14 protein-coding genes, 3 rRNA genes and 1 riboswitch are annotated in these 21,883 nt (G+C 44.0%); of the genes, 6 read left to right on the forward strand and 11 right to left on the reverse strand.

The window, feature by feature from the left end:
• Window positions 1-11 precede the first annotated feature (11 nt).
• From purL to NST31_RS05480, 11 genes are all read right to left on the reverse strand, one after another.
• Complete coding sequence (gene purL, locus NST31_RS05430; RefSeq protein ID WP_339164408.1) at window positions 12-2,240, reverse strand: phosphoribosylformylglycinamidine synthase subunit PurL; 2,229 nt, start codon at window positions 2,238-2,240, stop codon at window positions 12-14.
• On the reverse strand, window positions 2,224-2,910 hold the full coding sequence (gene purQ / locus NST31_RS05435) for a phosphoribosylformylglycinamidine synthase subunit PurQ (RefSeq protein ID WP_077110017.1): 687 nt from the start codon (window positions 2,908-2,910) through the stop codon (window positions 2,224-2,226). The genes purL and purQ overlap by 17 nt, the downstream gene beginning before the upstream one ends.
• The gene (purS, locus tag NST31_RS05440) at window positions 2,907-3,161 is read right to left on the reverse strand and encodes a phosphoribosylformylglycinamidine synthase subunit PurS (RefSeq protein WP_077110016.1); all 255 of its coding nucleotides are present in this window, start codon (window positions 3,159-3,161) and stop codon (window positions 2,907-2,909) included. Before purS ends, purQ begins: the two co-directional genes overlap by 4 nt.
• 15 nt (window positions 3,162-3,176) lie before the next feature.
• Window positions 3,177-4,475 (reverse strand): adenylosuccinate lyase, encoded by a 1,299-nt coding sequence (gene purB / locus NST31_RS05445; RefSeq protein ID WP_339164412.1) that lies wholly within the window; start codon window positions 4,473-4,475, stop codon window positions 3,177-3,179.
• Between the two features lie 28 nt (window positions 4,476-4,503).
• Complete coding sequence (purK, locus tag NST31_RS05450) at window positions 4,504-5,637, reverse strand: 5-(carboxyamino)imidazole ribonucleotide synthase (protein ID WP_339164414.1); 1,134 nt, start codon at window positions 5,635-5,637, stop codon at window positions 4,504-4,506.
• Window positions 5,624-6,112 (reverse strand): 5-(carboxyamino)imidazole ribonucleotide mutase, encoded by a 489-nt coding sequence (gene purE, locus NST31_RS05455; RefSeq protein ID WP_077110014.1) that lies wholly within the window; start codon window positions 6,110-6,112, stop codon window positions 5,624-5,626. Before purE ends, purK begins: the two co-directional genes overlap by 14 nt.
• Before the next feature lie 273 nt (window positions 6,113-6,385).
• Window positions 6,386-6,486: riboswitch (purine riboswitch) on the reverse strand.
• 70 nt (window positions 6,487-6,556) lie between these two features.
• A complete protein-coding gene (locus NST31_RS05460) occupies window positions 6,557-6,754 on the reverse strand; it encodes an NETI motif-containing protein (protein ID WP_339164415.1) in 198 nt (65 codons plus the stop codon).
• Window positions 6,751-7,293, reverse strand: coding sequence for a DUF5698 domain-containing protein (locus NST31_RS05465; RefSeq protein ID WP_077110070.1), 543 nt, complete (start codon window positions 7,291-7,293; stop codon window positions 6,751-6,753). The genes NST31_RS05460 and NST31_RS05465 overlap by 4 nt, the downstream gene beginning before the upstream one ends.
• Before the next feature lie 1,025 nt (window positions 7,294-8,318).
• Window positions 8,319-8,434 (reverse strand): 5S ribosomal RNA (gene rrf / locus NST31_RS05470).
• A gap of 233 nt (window positions 8,435-8,667) precedes the next feature.
• Window positions 8,668-11,598, reverse strand: a 23S ribosomal RNA gene (locus NST31_RS05475).
• A gap of 501 nt (window positions 11,599-12,099) precedes the next feature.
• Window positions 12,100-13,650, reverse strand: a 16S ribosomal RNA gene (locus NST31_RS05480).
• The 16S, 23S and 5S rRNA genes sit together here, the layout of an rRNA operon.
• Window positions 13,651-14,951: 1,301 nt before the next feature.
• Between NST31_RS05480 and coaA the strand changes: the two genes are divergently transcribed.
• The 6 genes from coaA to NST31_RS05510 all read left to right on the forward strand — a co-directional run bounded on the left by coaA (window position 14,952) and on the right by NST31_RS05510 (window position 21,882).
• Window positions 14,952-15,908 (forward strand): type I pantothenate kinase, encoded by a 957-nt coding sequence (coaA, locus tag NST31_RS05485; protein ID WP_339164417.1) that lies wholly within the window; start codon window positions 14,952-14,954, stop codon window positions 15,906-15,908.
• 470 nt (window positions 15,909-16,378) lie between these two features.
• Window positions 16,379-16,984, forward strand: a complete 606-nt coding sequence (locus tag NST31_RS05490) for a TetR/AcrR family transcriptional regulator (protein WP_339164419.1) — start codon at window positions 16,379-16,381, stop codon at window positions 16,982-16,984.
• 145 nt (window positions 16,985-17,129) lie between these two features.
• Window positions 17,130-17,840: an ABC transporter ATP-binding protein gene (locus NST31_RS05495; protein WP_339165483.1), complete on the forward strand. Its 711-nt coding sequence runs from the start codon at window positions 17,130-17,132 to the stop codon at window positions 17,838-17,840.
• Complete coding sequence (locus NST31_RS05500) at window positions 17,837-19,399, forward strand: hypothetical protein (protein ID WP_339164420.1); 1,563 nt, start codon at window positions 17,837-17,839, stop codon at window positions 19,397-19,399. Before NST31_RS05495 ends, NST31_RS05500 begins: the two co-directional genes overlap by 4 nt.
• A gap of 19 nt (window positions 19,400-19,418) precedes the next feature.
• Entirely contained in the window at window positions 19,419-19,628 is a 210-nt protein-coding gene (locus tag NST31_RS05505) for a DUF1648 domain-containing protein (RefSeq protein WP_077113027.1), read from the forward strand.
• Between the two features lie 1,498 nt (window positions 19,629-21,126).
• A complete protein-coding gene (locus tag NST31_RS05510) occupies window positions 21,127-21,882 on the forward strand; it encodes a MerR family transcriptional regulator (RefSeq protein WP_077113024.1) in 756 nt (251 codons plus the stop codon).
• The last annotated feature ends 1 nt before the right edge of the window (window position 21,883 follow it).

The following is a 21,883-nucleotide window of genomic DNA, read 5'->3' on the forward strand; positions in this document are numbered from 1 at the left end:
GCATTCCTCATTTAAACTTTATTCAGCAAACGCGGAATTGCTTTTTTCCATGCTTCTTCCAACGATTTGCTGTTGATTTTGATTAAAAGTTCTTTGTTCTCATTTTGAATGACAAGTTCTTCATTGCCGGTAACTTCACCAATGAATTGCGCATCTTCAACTGCTTGTTCGAACGCTGCTTGATTTTCTTTTTTCACCGACACGATAAAACGTGACTGTGTTTCCGAGAATAAAACGGTTGTTTCATCACCTGGTAATGTGATTTCTGCACCAAGTCCATCCGTTTCAAATAAACATTCTGCTAGTGCAACAGCCGCTCCGCCTTCAGAGATGTCATGAGCAGATGATACAAGTCCGCTCCTGATGGCTTCAAGTAATTGTTTCTGTCTTCTCACTTCTTTATCTAAGTCAATCTCAGGCGCTTTTCCGGAAATGTCGCCGCGAACCATTTTTTGCAGCTCGCTTCCTCCAAATTCCTGCTTTGTTTCCCCAATCATGTAGACTAAGTCGCCTTTTGCTTTGAAAGATTGTGTCGTAACATGATCAAGATCAGAGATCAAGCCGACCATACCGATGATGGGTGTCGGGTAAATCGCTTTTCCGCTTTTCTCATTGTACAGGGAGACGTTTCCGCTAATAACTGGACTGTTCAAGGCTCGGCAAGCGGCACTGATTCCTTCTGCAGACTTTTCTATTTGCCAAAAAATTTCCGGTTTATCCGGGCTCCCGAAGTTCAAACCATCGGTAATGGCGAGCGGTTCCGCACCCGAGCAAACGACGTTGCGCGCCGCCTCGGCAACTGCAATTTTCCCGCCTGTTTCCGGGTCCAAATAAATGTATCGGGAATTACAGTCCGTTGAAATGGCAATGGCTTTATTCTTACCCGGAATTCTAACGACTGCCGCATCAGATCCTGGCGTTACAACTGTATTTAATCCGACTTGATGGTCAAATTGTTCATACACCCACTGCTTGCTCGCAATTGTTGGTTGTTCCAAAAGTTTGAGCAACGTTTCCTGATAATCTGTTATGTGAATAACATCCTGCTCCATTGACTGGAATTCACGATAATAAGCTGGTTCCTCGGCCTTTTTATGATACACGGGCGCATCTTCCGCCAAAGCATCGGCAGGAACTTCAGCCACAACTGCTCCTTTATGGAAAAGACGAAGCATTTTATCATCAGTAACATGTCCAATGGACACAGCTTCAAGGTCATATTTTGCAAATAAATCAATAATCTCTTGCTCACGGCCTTTTTTAATAACGATCAACATCCGCTCCTGGGACTCTGACAACATCATTTCATAAGGTGTCATATTCTCTTCCCGCTGTGGAACAAGATCCAAGTCCATTTCAACGCCATATCCTGCTTTACTTGCCATTTCAGCAGAGGAACTGGTCAGTCCGGCCGCCCCCATATCCTGAATACCGATCAACGCATCCGAATGAATGAGCTCCAAACAGGCATCCATGAGCAGTTTCTCGGTAAACGGATCGCCGGCTTGGACCGCGGCCCGCTCTTCATCTTCCGCCTCCGACAATTCCGAAGAGGAGAATGTCGCTCCGTGAATACCGTCGCGTCCTGTTTTGGAACCAACATACATGACCGTGTTGCCCACGCCTTTGGCTTGGCCTTTTTGCATGTCTTCGTGATTCAACAAACCTACAACCATCGCATTGACGAGCGGGTTGCTCTCGTAGGACGGGTCAAACTGAATTTCACCGCCGACAGTTGGAACTCCGAGCGTGTTGCCGTAATCAGCAATTCCGGCAACAGCCTGTTCAAGCAAATAGCGAACCCTTGAAGAACTCAATTCGCCAAAGCGCAAGGAATTCATCGCCGCAATCGGGCGTGCTCCCATGGAGAAGACGTCACGCACAATGCCTCCCACACCTGTTGCAGCACCCTCGTACGGTTCAATCGCAGAAGGAGAATTGTGGCTTTCAATTTTAAATACAACCGCTTGGTTATCGCCAATATCGACGATTCCGGCGCCTTCACCCGGCCCCTGAAGGACTTGCTTGCCTTCCGTCGGGAATCTTTTTAAAACTGGTTTGGAACTTTTATAGCTGCAATGTTCGGACCACATGACGGAAAAAAGTCCGGTTTCCGTATAATTCGGGGTTCTCCCGAGCATTTTCTCCGCCCGCTCAAACTCTTCATCTGTCAATCCCATTTTTCGGTAGATTTTTTCTTCCTTGATTTGTTGCGGACTAGGTTCAAGCGTTTGCGGCATGTGACTCCCTCCAGTTTCTTTCAATAGATTGAAACAATTTGACGCCATCCGTGCTTCCCAAAAGCGTATCGATCGCTCGTTCCGGATGCGGCATCAAGCCAAGGACATTACGACGTTCGTTTGTAATTCCGGCTATGCCCCCAATGCTGCCATTCGGATTTTCAGATGTATAAGTGAAGATAATTTGATTATTTTCCTTTAATTGTTTATAGATAGCTTCATCACAAAAGTACCTGCCCACTTTATGGGCAATGGGCATTTTGATTTTTTCTCCGTCCTCATATAAAGAAGTAAAACATGTATCACTATTTTGAACGAATAATTCCATCTGCTTGCAAACAAATTTCAAGGTTTCGTTTTGCAATACCGTGCCGGGAAGAAGACCTGCTTCAAGCAAAATTTGAAAACCGTTCCCAATGCCGACAACTGGCTTTCCGGCTTCAGCCGCTTTCTTCACTGCCCCCATGACAGGCTGTCTTTTGGCAATGGCTCCCGGACGAATGGCGTCTCCATACGCCGCTCCTCCCGGAAGAAGAATGGCGTCGAATGAATCAAGGTCCGTCTCATCGTGAGATACGTAAGTTGCCTTGACACCCGAAACTTGTCCAGCTGCTTCGAATGTGTCTGTTTCACAGGTCGTGCCCGGAAAAACGACAATGGCTATTTTCACTCTGCAACAACCTCCTCGATTTCAAACCGGTAGTCTTCCACTTCCGTGTTGACCAGCAAGTTGCGGCACATATCTTGTACAGCTTCTTCTACGTTTTTATCCGTTTTAGCCATTGTCACTTCTATATATTTGCCAATGCGTAAGCTTTCCACTTCTGGAAATTCCGATCTTTTTAGTTCTTTCATGGCAGCGTCCCCTGCAGGGTCAATAACACTTTCCCTCAACGTTACGAATATCTTCACTTTATACATCTTTCATTTCTCCTTTCACTGGCGCAAGCCAAGTTTTTCAAAAATGGCATCAACATGCTTTAAATGATATTGGGGATCAAAGCAAGCGTCTATTTCCTCAGGTCCAAGCAGCTTTTGCACTTTCTCATCTTCGGCAATCAACTTTTTAAAAGAAACTTGTTTTTCCCAGGCTTCCATCGCTTTTGGCTGAACTGTATCGTACGCTTCTTCACGGGAAAGACCCTTTTCAATTAGCGCAAGCAACACTTGCTGTGAAAAAATTAAGCCGAGTGTTTTCTCCATGTTCCTTTTCATATTTTCCGGGTAAACCGTCAAATTTTTCACAACATTGCCGAAGCGGTTTAACATGTAGTTCAAGGCAATCGTCGCATCTGGCAAAATGATTCGTTCCGCAGAAGAGTGGGAAATATCCCTTTCATGCCAAAGCGGGACATTTTCATACGCAGTCATCATGTAACCGCGAATGACCCTTGCCATTCCCGTCATATTCTCGGAAGCGATCGGATTCCGTTTATGCGGCATAGCGGAAGATCCTTTTTGTCCCTTTGCGAAAAATTCTTCCACTTCCCGTGTCTCGCTTTTTTGCAAACCGCGGATTTCAATGGCAAACTTTTCAATCGACGTGGCGATTAAAGCAAGGACACTCATGTAATGGGCGTGCCTGTCACGCTGCAACGTTTGCGTAGAAATCGGCGCCGGCTGAAGACCAAGTTTTTCACAAACATACTGCTCGACAAATGGATCAATGTTGGCGTAGGTGCCGACAGCTCCAGAAATTTTGCCAAACTCGACTCCTTTTGCTGCCGCTTGAAATCGTTCCAGATTCCGCTTCATTTCCTCATACCATAATGCGAGCTTTAATCCGAACGTTGTCGGCTCGGCATGAACTCCGTGTGTCCGTCCCATCATAACAGTATCTTTATGTTCAATCGCTTTTTCCTTGATAATGGAAATCATATTTTCCAAGTCTTTTACAATAAGACTATTCGCCTGTTTTAACAAATAAGAAAGAGCAGTGTCCACAACATCCGTTGATGTTAAACCGTAGTGAATCCATTTCCGTTCTTCCCCTAATGTTTCCGACACGGCCCTTGTAAAAGCAACGACATCATGCCTTGTTTCTTTCTCAATCTCTTTGATTCGGGCAACATCAAAAGAAGCCTTTTCCCGAATTTTTTTCACGTCTTCCCTGGGAATCTCCCCCAGTTCTGCCCATGCTTCACAAGCAAGTATTTCCACTTCCAGCCAAGCATTGTAGCGGTTCTCCTCTTTCCATACCGCTCCCATTTCAGGCCTTGTGTAACGTTCAATCATAATTTGAAGTACCTCACTTTTCCTTACATCATTTTTTCCATATGCCACTGTTCTCAAATGCTGCCAATGTATCGTCCAAATCATCGGAAAGCACGGTAATATGACCCATTTTCCGGTTCACTTTTGCTTCTGCTTTTCCGTATAAATGAACATTCCAATGAGGCTGCTTTGGAATCTGCTTGACCACGCCTTCCACATGCTGCCCGAGAATATTGATCATGACAGCCTGTTCCAAAAGCCTTGGCTTTAATAATGGCCACCCGCAAACAGCCCGAATATGCTGGGCAAACTGTGAAATATTGCATGCTTCAATCGTATAATGGCCGGAATTGTGTGGACGTGGCGCCAATTCATTTACGTATAACGCCCCATCTTTCGTTAAAAACATCTCAATTGCCAGCGTCCCGACAAGATCAAGATGCCCAGCAATTTTTTCGGCAAGTAGGACCGCCTGTTCTTCTACTGCTTTGGAAATTCTTGCCGGAACAATCGTTTCATGCAAAATGTTGTTTACATGAACATTTTCTCCTATTGGAAAACATTCAAGCTCTCCGGTTGTACTTTTGGTAATAATCATGGATATTTCTTTGTCAAACGGAATCCATGATTCCAGCACACACGGACCACTTTTCAACAACTCAGCTGCAGCGGCAATATCTTCTTCCTTTCGGAGTACATACTGTCCTTTTCCGTCATAGCCTCCGCGTGACGTCTTTAAAACAGAAGGAAAGCCGATCGTTCGGAGCTCCTTATTCAAATCTTCTTCCGTTTCGATCACGGCAAAAGGAGCGACATCCACCCCTGCCTCTGTCAATGCTCGTTTTTCCAAAATCCGGTCTTGCGTCACTTTGATGATCTCTGCTCCCTGGGGAACATAAGTCTTCTCAGTAAGCCATTTCAGCGCTTCATAGTCGACGTTTTCAAATTCATACGTAATAACATCACTAATGGCGGCCAACTTTTCCAGAGCTTGTCGGTCATCATATGATGCCACAATTTCGTCATCAGCTACTTGTCCTGTAGGTGAATCTCTCGTCGGCTCTACAACGGCAATACGGTATCCCGCCGCTTTAGCCGACATAGCCATCATCCGGCCAAGTTGTCCTCCGCCGATAATGCCGATGGTTTTTCCCGGTTCAATAAAACCCCTAAACAAGCTCATCACTGCTTTCCATTACTTTTTCTTTTAATACATTCCTTCTATTTACCAATTTTTCATAAATATCATCATTCATAGTTCCAAGTATTTGGGCTGCCAATAACCCTGCATTCGTTGCTCCAGCTTTTCCTATGGCAACGGTTGCTACTGGTACACCACCCGGCATTTGAACGATGGATAACAAAGAGTCCATCCCTTTTAACGCCTTCGATTCTACCGGTACACCAATGACCGGAAGCACCGTCTTGGCCGCCACCATCCCCGGTAAATGAGCCGCACCGCCCGCTCCGGCAATAATGACCTTCAAGCCGCGCTTCTTCGCGGTTTCAGCATACTCAAACATCAAATCAGGTGTCCGATGTGCAGAAACGACTTTTTTTTCATACGGTATTTCCAATTCATCCAAAATATCGCAGGCGTGCTTCATCGTTTCCCAATCGGATGTACTGCCCATAATAATTCCGACTTCGGCTTTCATTCAATCAAACCCTCCGTCTATTTTATAAAATAAAAGTGAAACTTCAATCAGCGGGATTTTTCTTCCATTCCTACTGATTGTTGGTTGAACCAATCGGGCTTTTACTGGCAGTTGTTCCCCCGCTTGCCATTCTCCTATGATCTAACATTCTTGAAGTTAAGGTCTTATTGCCAGTTAAAGCGGAATAAAAAAACCGGATCACTACTTTTCTGGAATAGAAAGCAGTTGATCCGGGAGTACCTTATGCATTTGAAAAAAGCATCTCAAATGCTTCCCAAATTCCACTTTCCTCATAGTCCAATTATTTACGGTAATTGGGTAGAAACTTATGGGCCTTATTCCCATGATATACGAGGCTTTTTACATATTCATCTTAACAATCGGACGAATGGATGTCAAACAATAATCGAACAATAATTAAACTTTTTTGTATAATGTTCGGATTCAGGACATCTTCTCTCCCTCAAAAATAATTTTCTGCAAAACGGGCTTATATTCAGAATCGCCATTACCTTTCCCCTCCATAAAGACCGGCTTTTCCAGCCGACGCACCGGCCTATATCCTTCCCGTTCCATTCGGGCCAGGCAGTCATCAATCGTTTCATGTTCCTCCACAAAAAACTTCTTCTTTTGTTTGGTCATTTCTCCAGCTTTCCTCTCTTGACCGTTTTCACCCAAAATCCCCCATGAATGGCCTTCGGCTCATAGGCAATAATGAATGCTTTGGGATCTAACTCCTTAATTTGCTGATACAATTTTAATTCATATTTCCTTGGCGTCAGTACTTGAATCGCCATTCTGTCTCCTTCAAGACCCTGCGCCGCCCAACTCGTCACGCCGTAGCCTTGCTCACGGAGTAGTTTGGGCAAATCTCGATCATATTCTTTTGTAATCACATTAACGGTTATGTATCCGAGCGCAAGCTTTTCTTCAATTTTTGATCCAACAATAATCCCGATCCCATATCCTGCAGCATAGGCAAGTAAATTTTGAACTTTGTTTAAGTTATCAAGCACCAAACCTAAGCCCACCACATACACGAGTATTTCAATAACACTAATACCGGCGGCCAAATAGCGGTAACCTTTTAAAGTCAGGATCATGCGAATCGTGAAAAAAGATACGTAAACAATATTTATAACTAAAATAATAGCCAACATCATGAATCCATTTTCAAGCATGGCGCCCACTCCCTTCTCCCTTAAATCTTGTAGCAATTATAATGGGTCGTAAAATCGATTTTACATGTAATATATGCCGAGAGCAATATGTAAAAAAACATACTGATTCTCCTCGCTTACATTGATTTCTTTTCAATACTTTTTTTAAAAAACTAAAAAAGACACCCATTGATATGGATGTCCTGCTTGCCCGGCAACGTCCTGCTCTCACAAGGGGAAGCCCCTCATTACCATCGGCGCGCGAACTTAACTTCCGTGTTCGGGCTGCGGATCATGATGACCGGCGAATCTCTTCGTCATCTGCACTCGCTCGATTCTCATGGGCATTGCCCATTGCGAGTCTCTCTCCCTTGATTCCTTGATCTTCTTGGTCCTTCTGATCCTCGCTTACATTGAGTTTCTTTATATCTTTCAATACTTTTTAAATAAACTAAAATAAGACATCCATTAATATGGATGTCCTGTTTGCCCGGCAACGTCCTGCTCTCACAAGGGGAAGCCCCTCATTACCATCGGCGCGCGAACTTAACTTCCGTGTTCGGGCTGCGGATCATGATGACCGGCGAATCTCTTCGTCATCTGCACTCGCTCGATTCTCATGGGCATTGCCCATTGCGAGTCTCTCTCCCTTGATTCCTCGATCTTCTTGGTCCTTCTGATCCTCGCTTACATTGAGTTTCTTTATATCTTTCAATACTTTTTAAATAAACTAAAATAAGACATCCATTAATATGGATGTCCTGTTTGCCCGGCAACGTCCTGCTCTCACAAGGGGAAGCCCCTCATTACCATCGGCGCGCGAACTTAACTTCCGTGTTCGGGCTGCGGATCATGATGACCGGCGAATCTCTTCGTCATCTGCACTCGCTCGATTCTCATGGGCATTGCCCATTGCGAGTCTCTCTCCCTTGATTCCTCGATCTTCTTGGTCCTTCTGATCCTCGCTTACATTGAGTTTCTTTATATCTTTCAATACTTTTTAAATAAACTAAAATAAGACATCCATTAATATGGATGTCCTGTTTGCCCGGCAACGTCCTGCTCTCACAAGGGGAAACCCCTCATTACCATCGGCGCTGAAGAACTTAACTTCCGTGTTCGGGATGGGAACGGGTGTTGCCTCTTCGCTATCGCCACCAGACAAAAATTAACAACATATCTTATTATAATACGTTTTATGTATTTTTCAAGAGTTTTTTTCATTCTCTCAAAACCAGGATACATGAGAAGATTTCCGAGAACCGTTTTTGTTCAATCCAGCTCCGGACGCTATCGCTTTGCGTCACTTCGCTTCTTCTGGCAAAGTCGATTGACTTTTCCGCCAGAAGCTCCAGTGAGCTGCAGCGATGGACGAGCGTCCTGCGCTTTTTATATTTGATTAAGTCCTCGATCGATTAGTATCCGTCAGCTCCATGTGTCGCCACACTTCCACACCGGACCTATCTACCTGATCATCTTTCAGGGATCTTACGTTGCCTGGCAAGCCAGACAATGGGAAATCTCATCTTGAGGGGGGCTTCATGCTTAGATGCTTTCAGCACTTATCCCTTCCGCACATAGCTACCCAGCTATGCCTCTGGCGAGACAACTGGTACACCAGCGGTGCGTCCATCCCGGTCCTCTCGTACTAAGGACAGCTCCTCTCAAATTTCCTGCGCCCGCGACGGATAGGGACCGAACTGTCTCACGACGTTCTGAACCCAGCTCGCGTACCGCTTTAATGGGCGAACAGCCCAACCCTTGGGACCGACTACAGCCCCAGGATGCGATGAGCCGACATCGAGGTGCCAAACCTCCCCGTCGATGTGAACTCTTGGGGGAGATAAGCCTGTTATCCCCGGGGTAGCTTTTATCCGTTGAGCGATGGCCCTTCCATGCGGAACCACCGGATCACTAAGCCCGACTTTCGTCCCTGCTCGACTTGTAGGTCTCGCAGTCAAGCTCCCTTCTGCCTTTACACTCTGCGAATGATTTCCAACCATTCTGAGGGAACCTTTGGGCGCCTCCGTTACCTTTTAGGAGGCGACCGCCCCAGTCAAACTGCCTGCCTGACACTGTCTCCCAACCCGATCAGGGTCGCGGGTTAGACGGTCCATACAGCCAGGGTAGTATCCCACCGTTGCCTCCACGGAAGCTGGCGCTCCCGTTTCCATGGCTCCTACCTATCCTGTACAAGCTGCACAGACAGTCAATATCAAGCTACAGTAAAGCTCCACGGGGTCTTTCCGTCCTGTCGCGGGTAACCTGCATCTTCACAGGTACTATAATTTCACCGAGTCTCTCGTTGAGACAGTGCCCAGATCGTTGCGCCTTTCGTGCGGGTCGGAACTTACCCGACAAGGAATTTCGCTACCTTAGGACCGTTATAGTTACGGCCGCCGTTTACTGGGGCTTCAATTCGAAGCTTCGCCTAAGCTGACCTCTCCTCTTAACCTTCCAGCACCGGGCAGGCGTCAGCCCCTATACTTCGCCTTGCGGCTTCGCAGAGACCTGTGTTTTTGCTAAACAGTCGCCTGGGCCTATTCACTGCGGCTTCTCAGGGCTATTCACCCTAAAAAGCACCCCTTCTCCCGAAGTTACGGGGTCATTTTGCCGAGTTCCTTAACGAGAGTTCTCTCGCTCACCTTAGGATTCTCTCCTCGCCTACCTGTGTCGGTTTGCGGTACGGGCGCCTATTGCCTCGCTAGAAGCTTTTCTCGGCAGTGTGGAATCAGGAACTTCGGTACTTTTTTTCCCTCGCCATCACAGCTCAGCCTACACGGTAAGCGGATTTGCCTACTTACCGGCCTTACTGCTTGGACGCGCTTTTCCAGCTGCGCGCTTGCCTTATCCTCCTGCGTCCCTCCATCACTCAAACGGCAATGAGGCGGTACAGGAATCTCAACCTGTTATCCATCGCCTACGCCTTTCGGCCTCGGCTTAGGTCCCGACTTACCCTGAGCGGACGAGCCTTCCTCAGGAAACCTTAGGCTTTCGGTGGAAGGGATTCTCACCCTTCTTTCGCTACTCATACCGGCATTCTCACTTCCAAGCACTCCACCGCCTCTTTCAAGACGACTTCGCCGCGCTTGGAACGCTCTCCTACCATTGCTATTGCAATCCACAGCTTCGGTGATACGTTTAGCCCCGGTACATTTTCGGCGCAGAGTCACTCGACCAGTGAGCTATTACGCACTCTTTGAATGGTGGCTGCTTCTAAGCCAACATCCTGGTTGTCTAAGCAACTCCACATCCTTTTCCACTTAACGTATACTTGGGGACCTTAGCTGGTGGTCTGGGTTGTTTCCCTCTCGACTACGGATCTTATCACTCGCAGTCTGACTCCCAAGGATAAGTATTTGGCATTCGGAGTTTGTCTGAAGTCGGTAACCCGATGAGGGCCCCTCGTCCAAACAGTGCTCTACCTCCAATACTCTCACCTTGAGGCTAGCCCTAAAGCTATTTCGGAGAGAACCAGCTATCTCCAGGTTCGATTGGAATTTCACCCCTACCCACACCTCATCCCCGCATTTTTCAACATACGTGGGTTCGGGCCTCCAGTCAGTGTTACCTGACCTTCACCCTGGACATGGGTAGATCACCTGGTTTCGGGTCTGCGACCTCATACTCTTGCGCCCTATTCAGACTCGCTTTCGCTGCGGCTCCGTCTTTTCAACTTAACCTTGCATGAAATCGCAACTCGCCGGTTCATTCTACAAAAGGCACGCCATCACACACGCGGTGCTCTGACTACTTGTAGGCACACGGTTTCAGGTTCTATTTCACTCCCCTCCCGGGGTGCTTTTCACCTTTCCCTCACGGTACTGGTTCACTATCGGTCACTAGGGAGTATTTAGCCTTGGGAGATGGTCCTCCCGGATTCCGACGGGATTTCTCGTGTCCCGCCGTACTCAGGATCCACTCGGGAGGGATCGACGTTTCAACTACAGGGCTGTTACCTTCTTTGGCCGGCCTTTCCAGGCCGCTTCGTCTACGCCGTTCCTTTATCACTCCACTTTGAGTGTCCTACAACCCCGAAAGGCAAGCCTTTCGGTTTGGGCTCTTCCCGTTTCGCTCGCCGCTACTGGGGGAATCGATTTTTCTTTCTCTTCCTCCGGGTACTTAGATGTTTCAGTTCCCCGGGTATGCCTTCCATTCCCTATGGATTCAGAAATGGATACTGCCTCATTACTGGCAGTGGGTTTCCCCATTCGGAAATCTCCGGATCAGCTTGCTTACAGCTCCCCGAAGCATATCGGTGTTCGTCCCGTCCTTCATCGGCTCCTAGTGCCAAGGCATTCACCGTGCGCCCTTATTAACTTAATCTTTTTCGGTCAACGATTAGCGTCGAATCTCTGTGTCAGCTCCCTCATTCACGTCATCACGCACTCGTAGTGCGCTCTGGTGCTCATTCAGTCGCTCCCTTGATCTTCTCGCTTCTCGTTGCCCTTGGTTGAGTGATACTGACACTCAAACCTAAAGGTTTTACACTTCTTATGGTTTCTCCATAATGGAGCATCCATAAGGTGAACGATTCTCGGTTTGTTTCTTCTCATGTTATCCGGTTTTCAAAGAACGAAGCTGCTGACTTCCATCACGTCATGTGATTGATCAGCGCCTATGCTTCATGCAGCTTTGCGACGAGGTGAAGTTCCTCGAACACGCTGTGCCGCAAGTGAGCACATGTTTTGAGAGTTGTTTCTCATAAAGCGAGAAAGGTTTGACCTCTCAAAACTAAACGAAACGAAAGCGTCAATTTGTATCTATTGGAAATGTTCAGTTGCGGCTCCTGCCGAGCAGTCGCCTCCACATTTCAATTATCCTTAGAAAGGAGGTGATCCAGCCGCACCTTCCGATACGGCTACCTTGTTACGACTTCACCCCAATCATCTGTCCCACCTTCGGCGGCTGGCTCCAAATGGTTACCCCACCGACTTCGGGTGTTACAAACTCTCGTGGTGTGACGGGCGGTGTGTACAAGGCCCGGGAACGTATTCACCGCGGCATGCTGATCCGCGATTACTAGCGATTCCGGCTTCATGCAGGCGAGTTGCAGCCTGCAATCCGAACTGAGAATGGTTTTATGGGATTCGCTCCACCTCGCGGTCTCGCGGCCCTTTGTACCATCCATTGTAGCACGTGTGTAGCCCAGGTCATAAGGGGCATGATGATTTGACGTCATCCCCACCTTCCTCCGGTTTGTCACCGGCAGTCACCTTAGAGTGCCCAACTTAATGCTGGCAACTAAGATCAAGGGTTGCGCTCGTTGCGGGACTTAACCCAACATCTCACGACACGAGCTGACGACAACCATGCACCACCTGTCACCGATGTCCCCGAAGGGAAAACTTTATCTCTAAAGCGGGCATCGGGATGTCAAGACCTGGTAAGGTTCTTCGCGTTGCTTCGAATTAAACCACATGCTCCACCGCTTGTGCGGGCCCCCGTCAATTCCTTTGAGTTTCAGCCTTGCGGCCGTACTCCCCAGGCGGAGTGCTTAATGCGTTTGCTGCAGCACTAAGGGGCGGAAACCCCCTAACACTTAGCACTCATCGTTTACGGCGTGGACTACCAGGGTATCTAATCCTGTTCGCTACCCACGCTTTCGCGCCTCAGCGTCAGTTACAGACCAGAGAGCCGCCTTCGCCACTGGTGTTCCTCCACATCTCTACGCATTTCACCGCTACACGTGGAATTCCGCTCTCCTCTTCTGCACTCAAGCCTCCCAGTTTCCAATGACCCTCCACGGTTGAGCCGTGGGCTTTCACATCAGACTTAAGAAGCCGCCTGCGCGCGCTTTACGCCCAATAATTCCGGACAACGCTTGCCACCTACGTATTACCGCGGCTGCTGGCACGTAGTTAGCCGTGGCTTTCTGGTCAGGTACCGTCAACGCATCGGCAGTTACTCCGATGCGGGTTCTTCCCTGATAACAGAGTTTTACGATCCGAAGACCTTCATCACTCACGCGGCGTTGCTCCGTCAGACTTGCGTCCATTGCGGAAGATTCCCTACTGCTGCCTCCCGTAGGAGTCTGGGCCGTGTCTCAGTCCCAGTGTGGCCGATCACCCTCTCAGGTCGGCTACGCATCGTTGCCTTGGTAGGCCGTTACCCCACCAACTAGCTAATGCGCCGCGGGCCCATCTGTAAGTGACAGCAGAGCCGTCTTTTATCCTTTCTCCATGCGGAAAAAGAAATTATCCGGTATTAGCCCCGGTTTCCCGGAGTTATCCCAGTCTTACAGGCAGGTTGCCCACGTGTTACTCACCCGTCCGCCGCTGACTAAAAAGGAGCAAGCTCCTCTTTTGTCCGCTCGACTTGCATGTATTAGGCACGCCGCCAGCGTTCGTCCTGAGCCAGGATCAAACTCTCATGTAAAAGTTTGGTTAGCTCATAATTAAAGCTGACTAATTAATTATTGATTGACGTTTCGTTTCGTTCAGTTTTCAAAGATCAAACTTTCGTTTGCCGCTCAAGAGGCGACTTTATTAATATAACACGCATATAAAATGCTGTCAACTCATTTTGAAATTCTTTTTTTGAGTTCACCGGATTGCTCCAGCAGAGTTATAGTACCACCGTTGTCTGTCTTGGTCAATATATTTTTTTAATAGACAAAACTTCTCCCTTATCAAACCGCGCATTCCACGTTTCCATGTTGACAAGAGGGTGACTTCACTTCAAACTGATGCACGTTTTAAATTTTGGAAAGGTGTTGCCCTGCCACCTTTTTGATTCAATGCGTATTATCTTCCCCATGACAACGGCGGATAAGCATTTTCCCCACTAATCCTGTTAATGGCGTACGTGTCAAGATCTTCTCGAATCATTATAGACGCGTTTGATTCGCTAACGCGCTATCGCTTGCTGGCCGCCATTTAGATGTAGGATTTATGAAAGTTCGTGAAAATACCTTTTCCAATTTGCTTATCGAAGATAGATCAGTCTACTATAAATAAATTGTACCTTGTTTTGCCCTCATTGATGGACACGCCATTTAATGAAGGAATGCGAACATCCTAAGGGCTTGATATTTCCCTTTGCTTACTTCTACGCTGTTCATTCAAATATGCGCGTCGCAAGGTCATGTTTAGGTTTAGTTGCTTGACTTTTATCATGACTTCCCTTCTTTGGCACTCTAATATATTTTCTTTTCTTCATGCGGGAGGTGATATGGGGGGCCGTTTGGATTCCATATCGCCAATGGTTCGGAAGTTCTGTCACTTTGTTCCTCCAGTCAAAAATTCTCTTCCCGTACAACAACGGTAAATATCGAGAAACTTCCATAAACAGTTACCAAAAAGATGGGATTTGCCAAAACTGCTTTTACAGTTTTTCAACGAAAGAAGAATTTTTTCCATAAATCAAAGAATGTTCAAAAAAACGAAGGCGGAATGTCAACCATTTTTCTCCTCAAACCTCTACATCTGATATTTTAAAGAAGGTGATGGTGCATTTTTCTTCTGGAAGCAGTTTCGGGATTTTTTCTTTCCATCAATTGAAAAAGCTCATGCTTCGTTCATTGTCTGCAGGAGGTGTCAGGTCATACGTCTAACCACATCCCGTATGCATAAGCATTCCTCACCCTTACGGTTCTTAAGCAGTCAAATTCGATATTGAAAAAAACATCATAATTTGTCAAAATGAAGAAACAAACAATACAGTAGGAGAAACCAGGTATGCTAGTTAATGAACATGTTTCCCCGTACATCTCATTCACACGTGAAGAGTGGCGGCAATTACGAAATTCGACCCCGCTTCCGCTGTCTGAGGACGAGCTCGTGAAGCTCAAGGGAATTAACGAACAAATCTCATTGGAAGACGTATCGGAAATTTATTTGCCTCTGTCAAGATTGTTAAACCTTTACGTTGCTAGCAGTCAAGATACGTACCGAGTAACGAAAACATTTTTACGACATCCGACGGAGAAGGTGCCGTACATCATCGGCATTGCCGGAAGTGTAGCTGTTGGAAAAAGCACGACTGCCCGCATTTTACAAGCGCTGCTTTCGCGCTGGCCGAATACACCTAAAGTCGATCTCGTAACGACGGACGGCTTCTTATATCCGAACCGCATCTTGGAAGAGCGCGGTTTAATGAAACGCAAAGGCTTTCCGGAAAGCTACAACATACGACGCCTGATTCGATTTTTGGCTGACGTTAAATCGGGACGCCCTGAAGTAGCGGCTCCGGTTTATTCACACATGGCGTACGATATTGTACCGGGTCAAGTACAAACGATTCGCAAACCGGATATTGTCATCGTCGAAGGGCTTAACGTACTGCAAACAGGCGAATCCGAACAACGAAACGGCAAGTACATTCCTAAGCTGTTTGTGTCGGACCTTTTTGACTTCTCCATTTATGTCGATGCTGATGAAGACGATATCGCCCGTTGGTATGTCGAACGGTTTAAAGTGCTGCAACGAACGGCGTTTAGCAACCCGAACTCTTATTTCCACCATTACGCATCCCTTGAAGACGAAGAAGCTACAGAAACGGCGCTGAGGATCTGGAGGGAAATCAACGGGCTTAACCTAGTCTCTAACATCTTGCCAACCAAACAGCGCGCGCAATTGATTTTGGAAAAAGGACCGAACCATTCCGTGCAAGGAGTCAAGCTGCGAAAACTTTAATATGAACTTTTGTAAAGCTCTCGTAAAAATAGGCGGTCGGAACGGACATGCGCTTGTCTTATCATTTTCCGGATTCTTCCAACCTTCTAAATAATCATGCGACTTGCTACTTCTTTTCATCCGTAAATATACGACACCAACTGAAACGACTTTCATAACATATAACGCCCATGGTAACCACTATATTTGTACAAAAGAATGAACAATAATTGACTGGTTTCAAAGTGAATGGAATGATTAACAGTTAAATGAAGTGAAATGCGATCTTACTTATTTTGATCACTTTTGACAGTTCGAGTTGATCGGAACGATTCACATATTTGTATTTTATTACTCAGCATTTTTTCATAATTAAGTCGTTAAAAGGCAGTGATAAAAACGTTGGCGGGATGAAATGATGTAACCCGCCTCTACATTGAATTGACAAAGTGTCAGTTGTTGTATATACTCGCCATTAGAGAGGTGATTGTGTGCGAGATGTCAAAGATCCGGAAGTTCGCAGGGCCGAAATCATGGAAGCTGCATTACACTTATTTGTTAAAAAAGGATATTTAAAAACAACAACACAAGATATTATAACCAAAGCCAATATCTCTCGAGGCTTGCTATACTACCACTTCAAAGACAAAGAAGATATACTGTATTGTTTAGTGGAACGATATTCCGAACCAATGATAGAACGATTGTTTAAAATCACCTATGACGACAAATCGGCCATCGAAAAGATTCGCTCCTTTATAGAAGCTACTCTCATACAGCCAAACAGCGCAACTCCTGACATGATTGCATTGCAAAACAGTGTTGATTTGAACCAAAATCGCTATTTAATGGATCGTTTCGCTCATAAAATTTCTGAGAAACTCACCACTTATTTGGGGCATATTATGGAGCAAGGTATCTCGGAAGGCGTTTTTCATGTAGACCGACCGTTGCAAACAGCTTCTTTTCTCATCAACGGTTATGTATTCGTTTCTATTGATACAAGTACGTTGTCGAACGAAAAAAAACTGCTTTATTATGAAGCATACAAAAGTTTACTCGAGCGCGCCTTAGGCACTAAAACAACGATCTTTTAACTGGTGTATGAAGCTTGGCGATATTCTCATACGATAAAACGTTATATTTTGCAGTCATTTCGAAAACCAATGGTGTTTTACCATTGGGTATTCTTTACCAGTCAACTGACAAATTGTCAGTAAGGAAGGAGCACGATTTATGCCTATTTTAGAAATCAACCAGCTCACGAAGGTCTATAAAAACAATAAGAAAGCCGTTGATCAATTAACACTATGTGTCGAAAAGGGAGATATTTTTGGATTTATCGGTGGCAATGGCTCAGGAAAAACAACTACCATAAAAGCAGTCGTCGGCATTCACCATTTTGACCAAGGAGAAATCCTCATCGATGGCCATTGCATTCAAAAAGATCCGTTGACTTGCAAATCCAAAATGGCGTATATTCCCGATCAGACAAATTTATATGAACATCTGACTGGATACCAGTATATTCATTTCATTGCGGACCTATATCACGTTCCAACCGCTAAGCGGAAACAAGCGATTAAAAAATATAGTGATTTATTTGAAATGACGCCAAACCTTGGGAATGTTATCTCTTCCTATTCTCATGGGATGAGGCGAAGAACTGCTATTATTGCTGCTTTGGTTCATGCACCCAAACTCTTCATTTTAGATGAGCCATTTATTGGGCTTGATCCGAAAGCTTCTTATTTATTAAAACAGGCGATGCAGGAATGTGCTTCAAACGGTGGCGCTATTTTCTTTTCAACGCATGTTCTCGATGTGGCAGAAAAACTATGTAACAAAATTGCCATCATTCATAACGGCAAGTTGATAGCAAGTGGTCCTACTGAAGCTGTTAAAGGCAATCAATCGTTGGAAGATTTTTTTATGGAGGTACAGAGCCCATGAGTAGAGCCTATCTGCTACTCCGAACCCAAATCATGAACTATTTGGCGCTTAATGAAATCAAGCAATCTGGAACGAAAAAGAAAACAATGGTCATAACCGCTGTTGGTGTTATCACATTTGTGCTTTTGTTTTGTATCTATAATTGGTTGACAGCACTCGCCCTCGTCCAACTCGGAAAGCAGGATTTAATACCTGCTTATATGGTTTCGATAGCGAGCTTTGCTATTTTTATTTTAACCGTGCTTCGTTCCAATGGCATTTTATTCGGAAGTCGTGATTTAGATATGTTGTTAGCATTACCTGTCAAATTCAGTGAAATCATAACCAGTAAATTTTTATTGATGTATCTCCTTCATTTCGTGGTTGCTTTTGTATTTATGGCTTCAGGTGGCATTGTATGGATGATGCACACACCTTTAGACATGTTGCAAATGGTGCTTTATGTTATTTCCATATTTTTTGTTCCAATCATTCCAATGTGCATCGCTTCTTTGCTTGGATTATGCATCGTATACATCGCTTCTTATTTTAAAAATAGCAACATGTTCTCCCTGATATTTTCCTTTGTCGCACTTGGCGTAGTAGGATATGGGGCGGTCTTTATTTTGCAATCGGAAGCAGGGATTGCAAATGTTGGAGCTATGCTAGCGGGACAAATTACTAAACTGTACCCTCCTGCCATTTTATTTCTAGATGACGCGCGCTTTCACGTATCGATTCGTTTAGGAATCTTTATCGCCCTATCGACTGCTGTCTTCTACCTTTTTATCCATTTTGTCTCCATGAGGTACAGTGCACTTAACGACCTGGCAAGCACATCATCAAAATATAGGGCTAAGCAGAAAAACGTGATTAAACAAAGATCTCCATTCGTTGCACTTTATCACAAAGATTTCTCGCTATTTTTCAGTTCTTATACAGCCGTACTAAATGCTGGGCTTGGAGTGATCCTATTGTCTCTTTTTAGCATTTTTCTGGTGCTCCTATCTCCAGAGCAGTTAGGAAAATTTATCGGTATGGATCATATCCATCGTTTTCTCCCGACATATGCTCCGGTGCTTATTTCCGCTATGCTCTCCTTAAGTTGCCCGGCTGCATTCTTTATTTCATTGGAAGGTAAACATATTTGGATCGTACAAAGTTCCCCCATCTCCACCAAAGAGATTTTAAATAGTAAACTGGCGGTTAATTTAACATTACATGCTGTTGCCTATTGTCTCGTGATTATAGCTATAATGACACGTATACAAATGAATACATTACAAACTGTGAGCACATTGCTTATTCCGATCGCCTATTCGCTATTTTCTGTTATCCTCGGTCTTTTTCTCAATAAAAAGCATCCGAACTTCACTTGGGATAATGAAATGATCATTGTAAAGCAAAGCCTTCCGGTGATTGCGTCTAGTTTAATCAGCATGGCAGCAGTCGCTCTGCCTGTTCTGCTTCATTGGTTTGTATCTTTTCCACTCCTCCCTCTGTTATGGGGAGTAGCGATTGTGATTACCATCGCATCAACCTTCATGTATCAAACAGCTTGTCGCTCAGCAGTTATTTAATGAAAGGTTGGGATATAAGATGACATTAAAAGATATCATCGTTTTTATACTAATTGCTGCCGTTATATTTGTTATTTGCTTGTTTTTACCTGAAGCCATTCCCATTCATTTTAACGCACAAGGAAAAGCGGATATCATTGTGAATAAGTATTTTTTACTCCTTGGCTCCGTTATTCCATACTCTATTTATTGGCGGTTTTTTCGAAATGACAACGGATCAAAAGAGTGACATCTTCTACAGTAAAAGGCTCCATAAGTGTTCCAAGTATATGTTTAATGGCTCTTTTCTCGAAGATGGTGGCTTTTGAACATATAAAGTGAAACTTCATAATGAGGATAGAGCATAAGCGTCCTTTGCTGTTTGAAGGCAGAGGATAAAAAAGTATATTAATTAAAGAAAGTAGCTGTATTAACTGCAACTTTGGCAATAGGTGGAATTGTATTTATTAGTCGTCGTCTTGCAGATTCATCAGAACTTAATGTTGATTATGAACGAACTAACGACTTCAATGGATAGTTTGGGAATCCAAAGCTAGCATGGATAGCAGAAGTTTGCGGAGCTAGTGAATTAAACGATTAGACATAGGCACAAATATGGCATAACAGATTGATAAAAGAGATAAAAAGAAGAATAATGGCGATATAGAGATATGTTAACTACATAAATCAATGAACACGATTTAAATCTGTCATAATTTACTAAGCATTTGATCATTATCATTTTCGGGAGGGCATATTTTCAATATGAAAAAAACACTTGGATTATTAATTACTTGCATTTGGGCAACATTATTCTTCTACTTTTATAATATGTTTATGCCTAAAGGAATTTTATATTTATTAGTTGCTATTCCTACTATATACATTACAACATTTTTTATTTTAAGAAAATCTGGATTTAAGATGTAGTTCGGGATCTACGTCCCTACTTCTAAATGAAAGACTCATACGAATCTTAATAAAACACCCCAGAAATGAACTGCCGACCAACCTGAAAATTCAAAGGACGGTAAACAACCCGTAAAACCTGATAACAAAGTCGGTAAAATTCCTGATAAAGCAAGTGATGACAAATCGGCCGTAAGGATGATCATAAAAAGATGGTTGACCATACGAATCATAAAGGTACAGGAGGAAAACAGCTGCCCAATACCGCAACATCAATCTATATGACATTATTAATTGACAGCTTACTAGTTATCACCGGCAGCTATCCTCATATATAGAAGATATAAATCAAAAATGACAAGGACACCTTAAATGAATTATATGTTAGCCGGTTTACTTTTTTTAGAGTAGCCACGTTCTTCTATTCAATAAGAGTCTCCCGAAGACAGAACCATGGGGAAGGAGCGTGTCCAGGATGAACAGTCCATCTCACCCTTTAACATGGCCTCAAACATGGGGCCAAATTTTAACGTTTTTTTTGATTTAAAAATACAAAAAAGAAATCTATTATTAAAATGACTAACCAAATAACAATAATGGTTATATTCACTTCACTAAAATAAACCCATATTTTGTTCGATTTGAAAATATGCTGTATGTTCTCAAGGCTTTTAGGTACTTTCTCCAATCTGATAAAGATATTTAGAACAATATGCCCCACTATAAATGTTATCAAATGCACAAAAAATTTTTGTTTATTATCCATTAAAATCACCTCATAAACATCTTGACATTCACGTTGACGTGAATGTCAAGATGTTTATGAGGAGGAGATTATTTTGTATACAATCTCAGAAGTAAGCAAAAGATTTAATATTTCGCAGCGAACATTGAGGTATTACCATGAGATTGGTTTGCTTCTACCCAATGTTGATCCAATGACAAACTACAGATATTATAACAATGCTCATTTAATTGATTTGCAAATTATTCTAAATTTTAAAAAAATGGGCATGGGTCTCGATCAAATCAAAATAATGTTAGAAAATATTCATTCTGAGAATACAAATAAGCATCTGGAAAATGCGATTGATTTAGAAATTTCAGTTATAGAGGAAGAAATGGATAAATTAATGAATAGAAAGAACAATCTATTAAGACTAAAAAATGGGATAGAAATAAACCCTAAAATGATGTCTCTTGATATTCATAGACTTCTCGAATATATAACACATAATGACATAGATAAAGATAACACTTTTTCATCAGATGATTTTAGCTTAGAAGAAATAGAAATATTAAAGAATCTCCCTAATTTAGATAATCCTGCTGACATTCATTCAGATATGAAAGAACTTCTACAAATGATCAGGCGCGGTATGGAAAAATCAAATGATTTGCTAGAACAACAAATATATGCAAAATACATTCAGGTCGTTCCACCATTATTTAATGGTGACCGTCATTTAGAAAAAAAGTACTTCGATATATTAGAAGAAAGCTTGTTAAAAGAGCCGAAAGTCATTCCTTTTAATCAAACATTTTTCAATTATATGAATCAAATATTATTGAAATTTGATGATTGGAGGAGTTGAA

It is taken from the genome of Siminovitchia sp. FSL W7-1587 (genome assembly GCF_037963795.1).
Lineage (GTDB): Bacteria > Bacillota > Bacilli > Bacillales > Bacillaceae_C > Siminovitchia > Siminovitchia thermophila.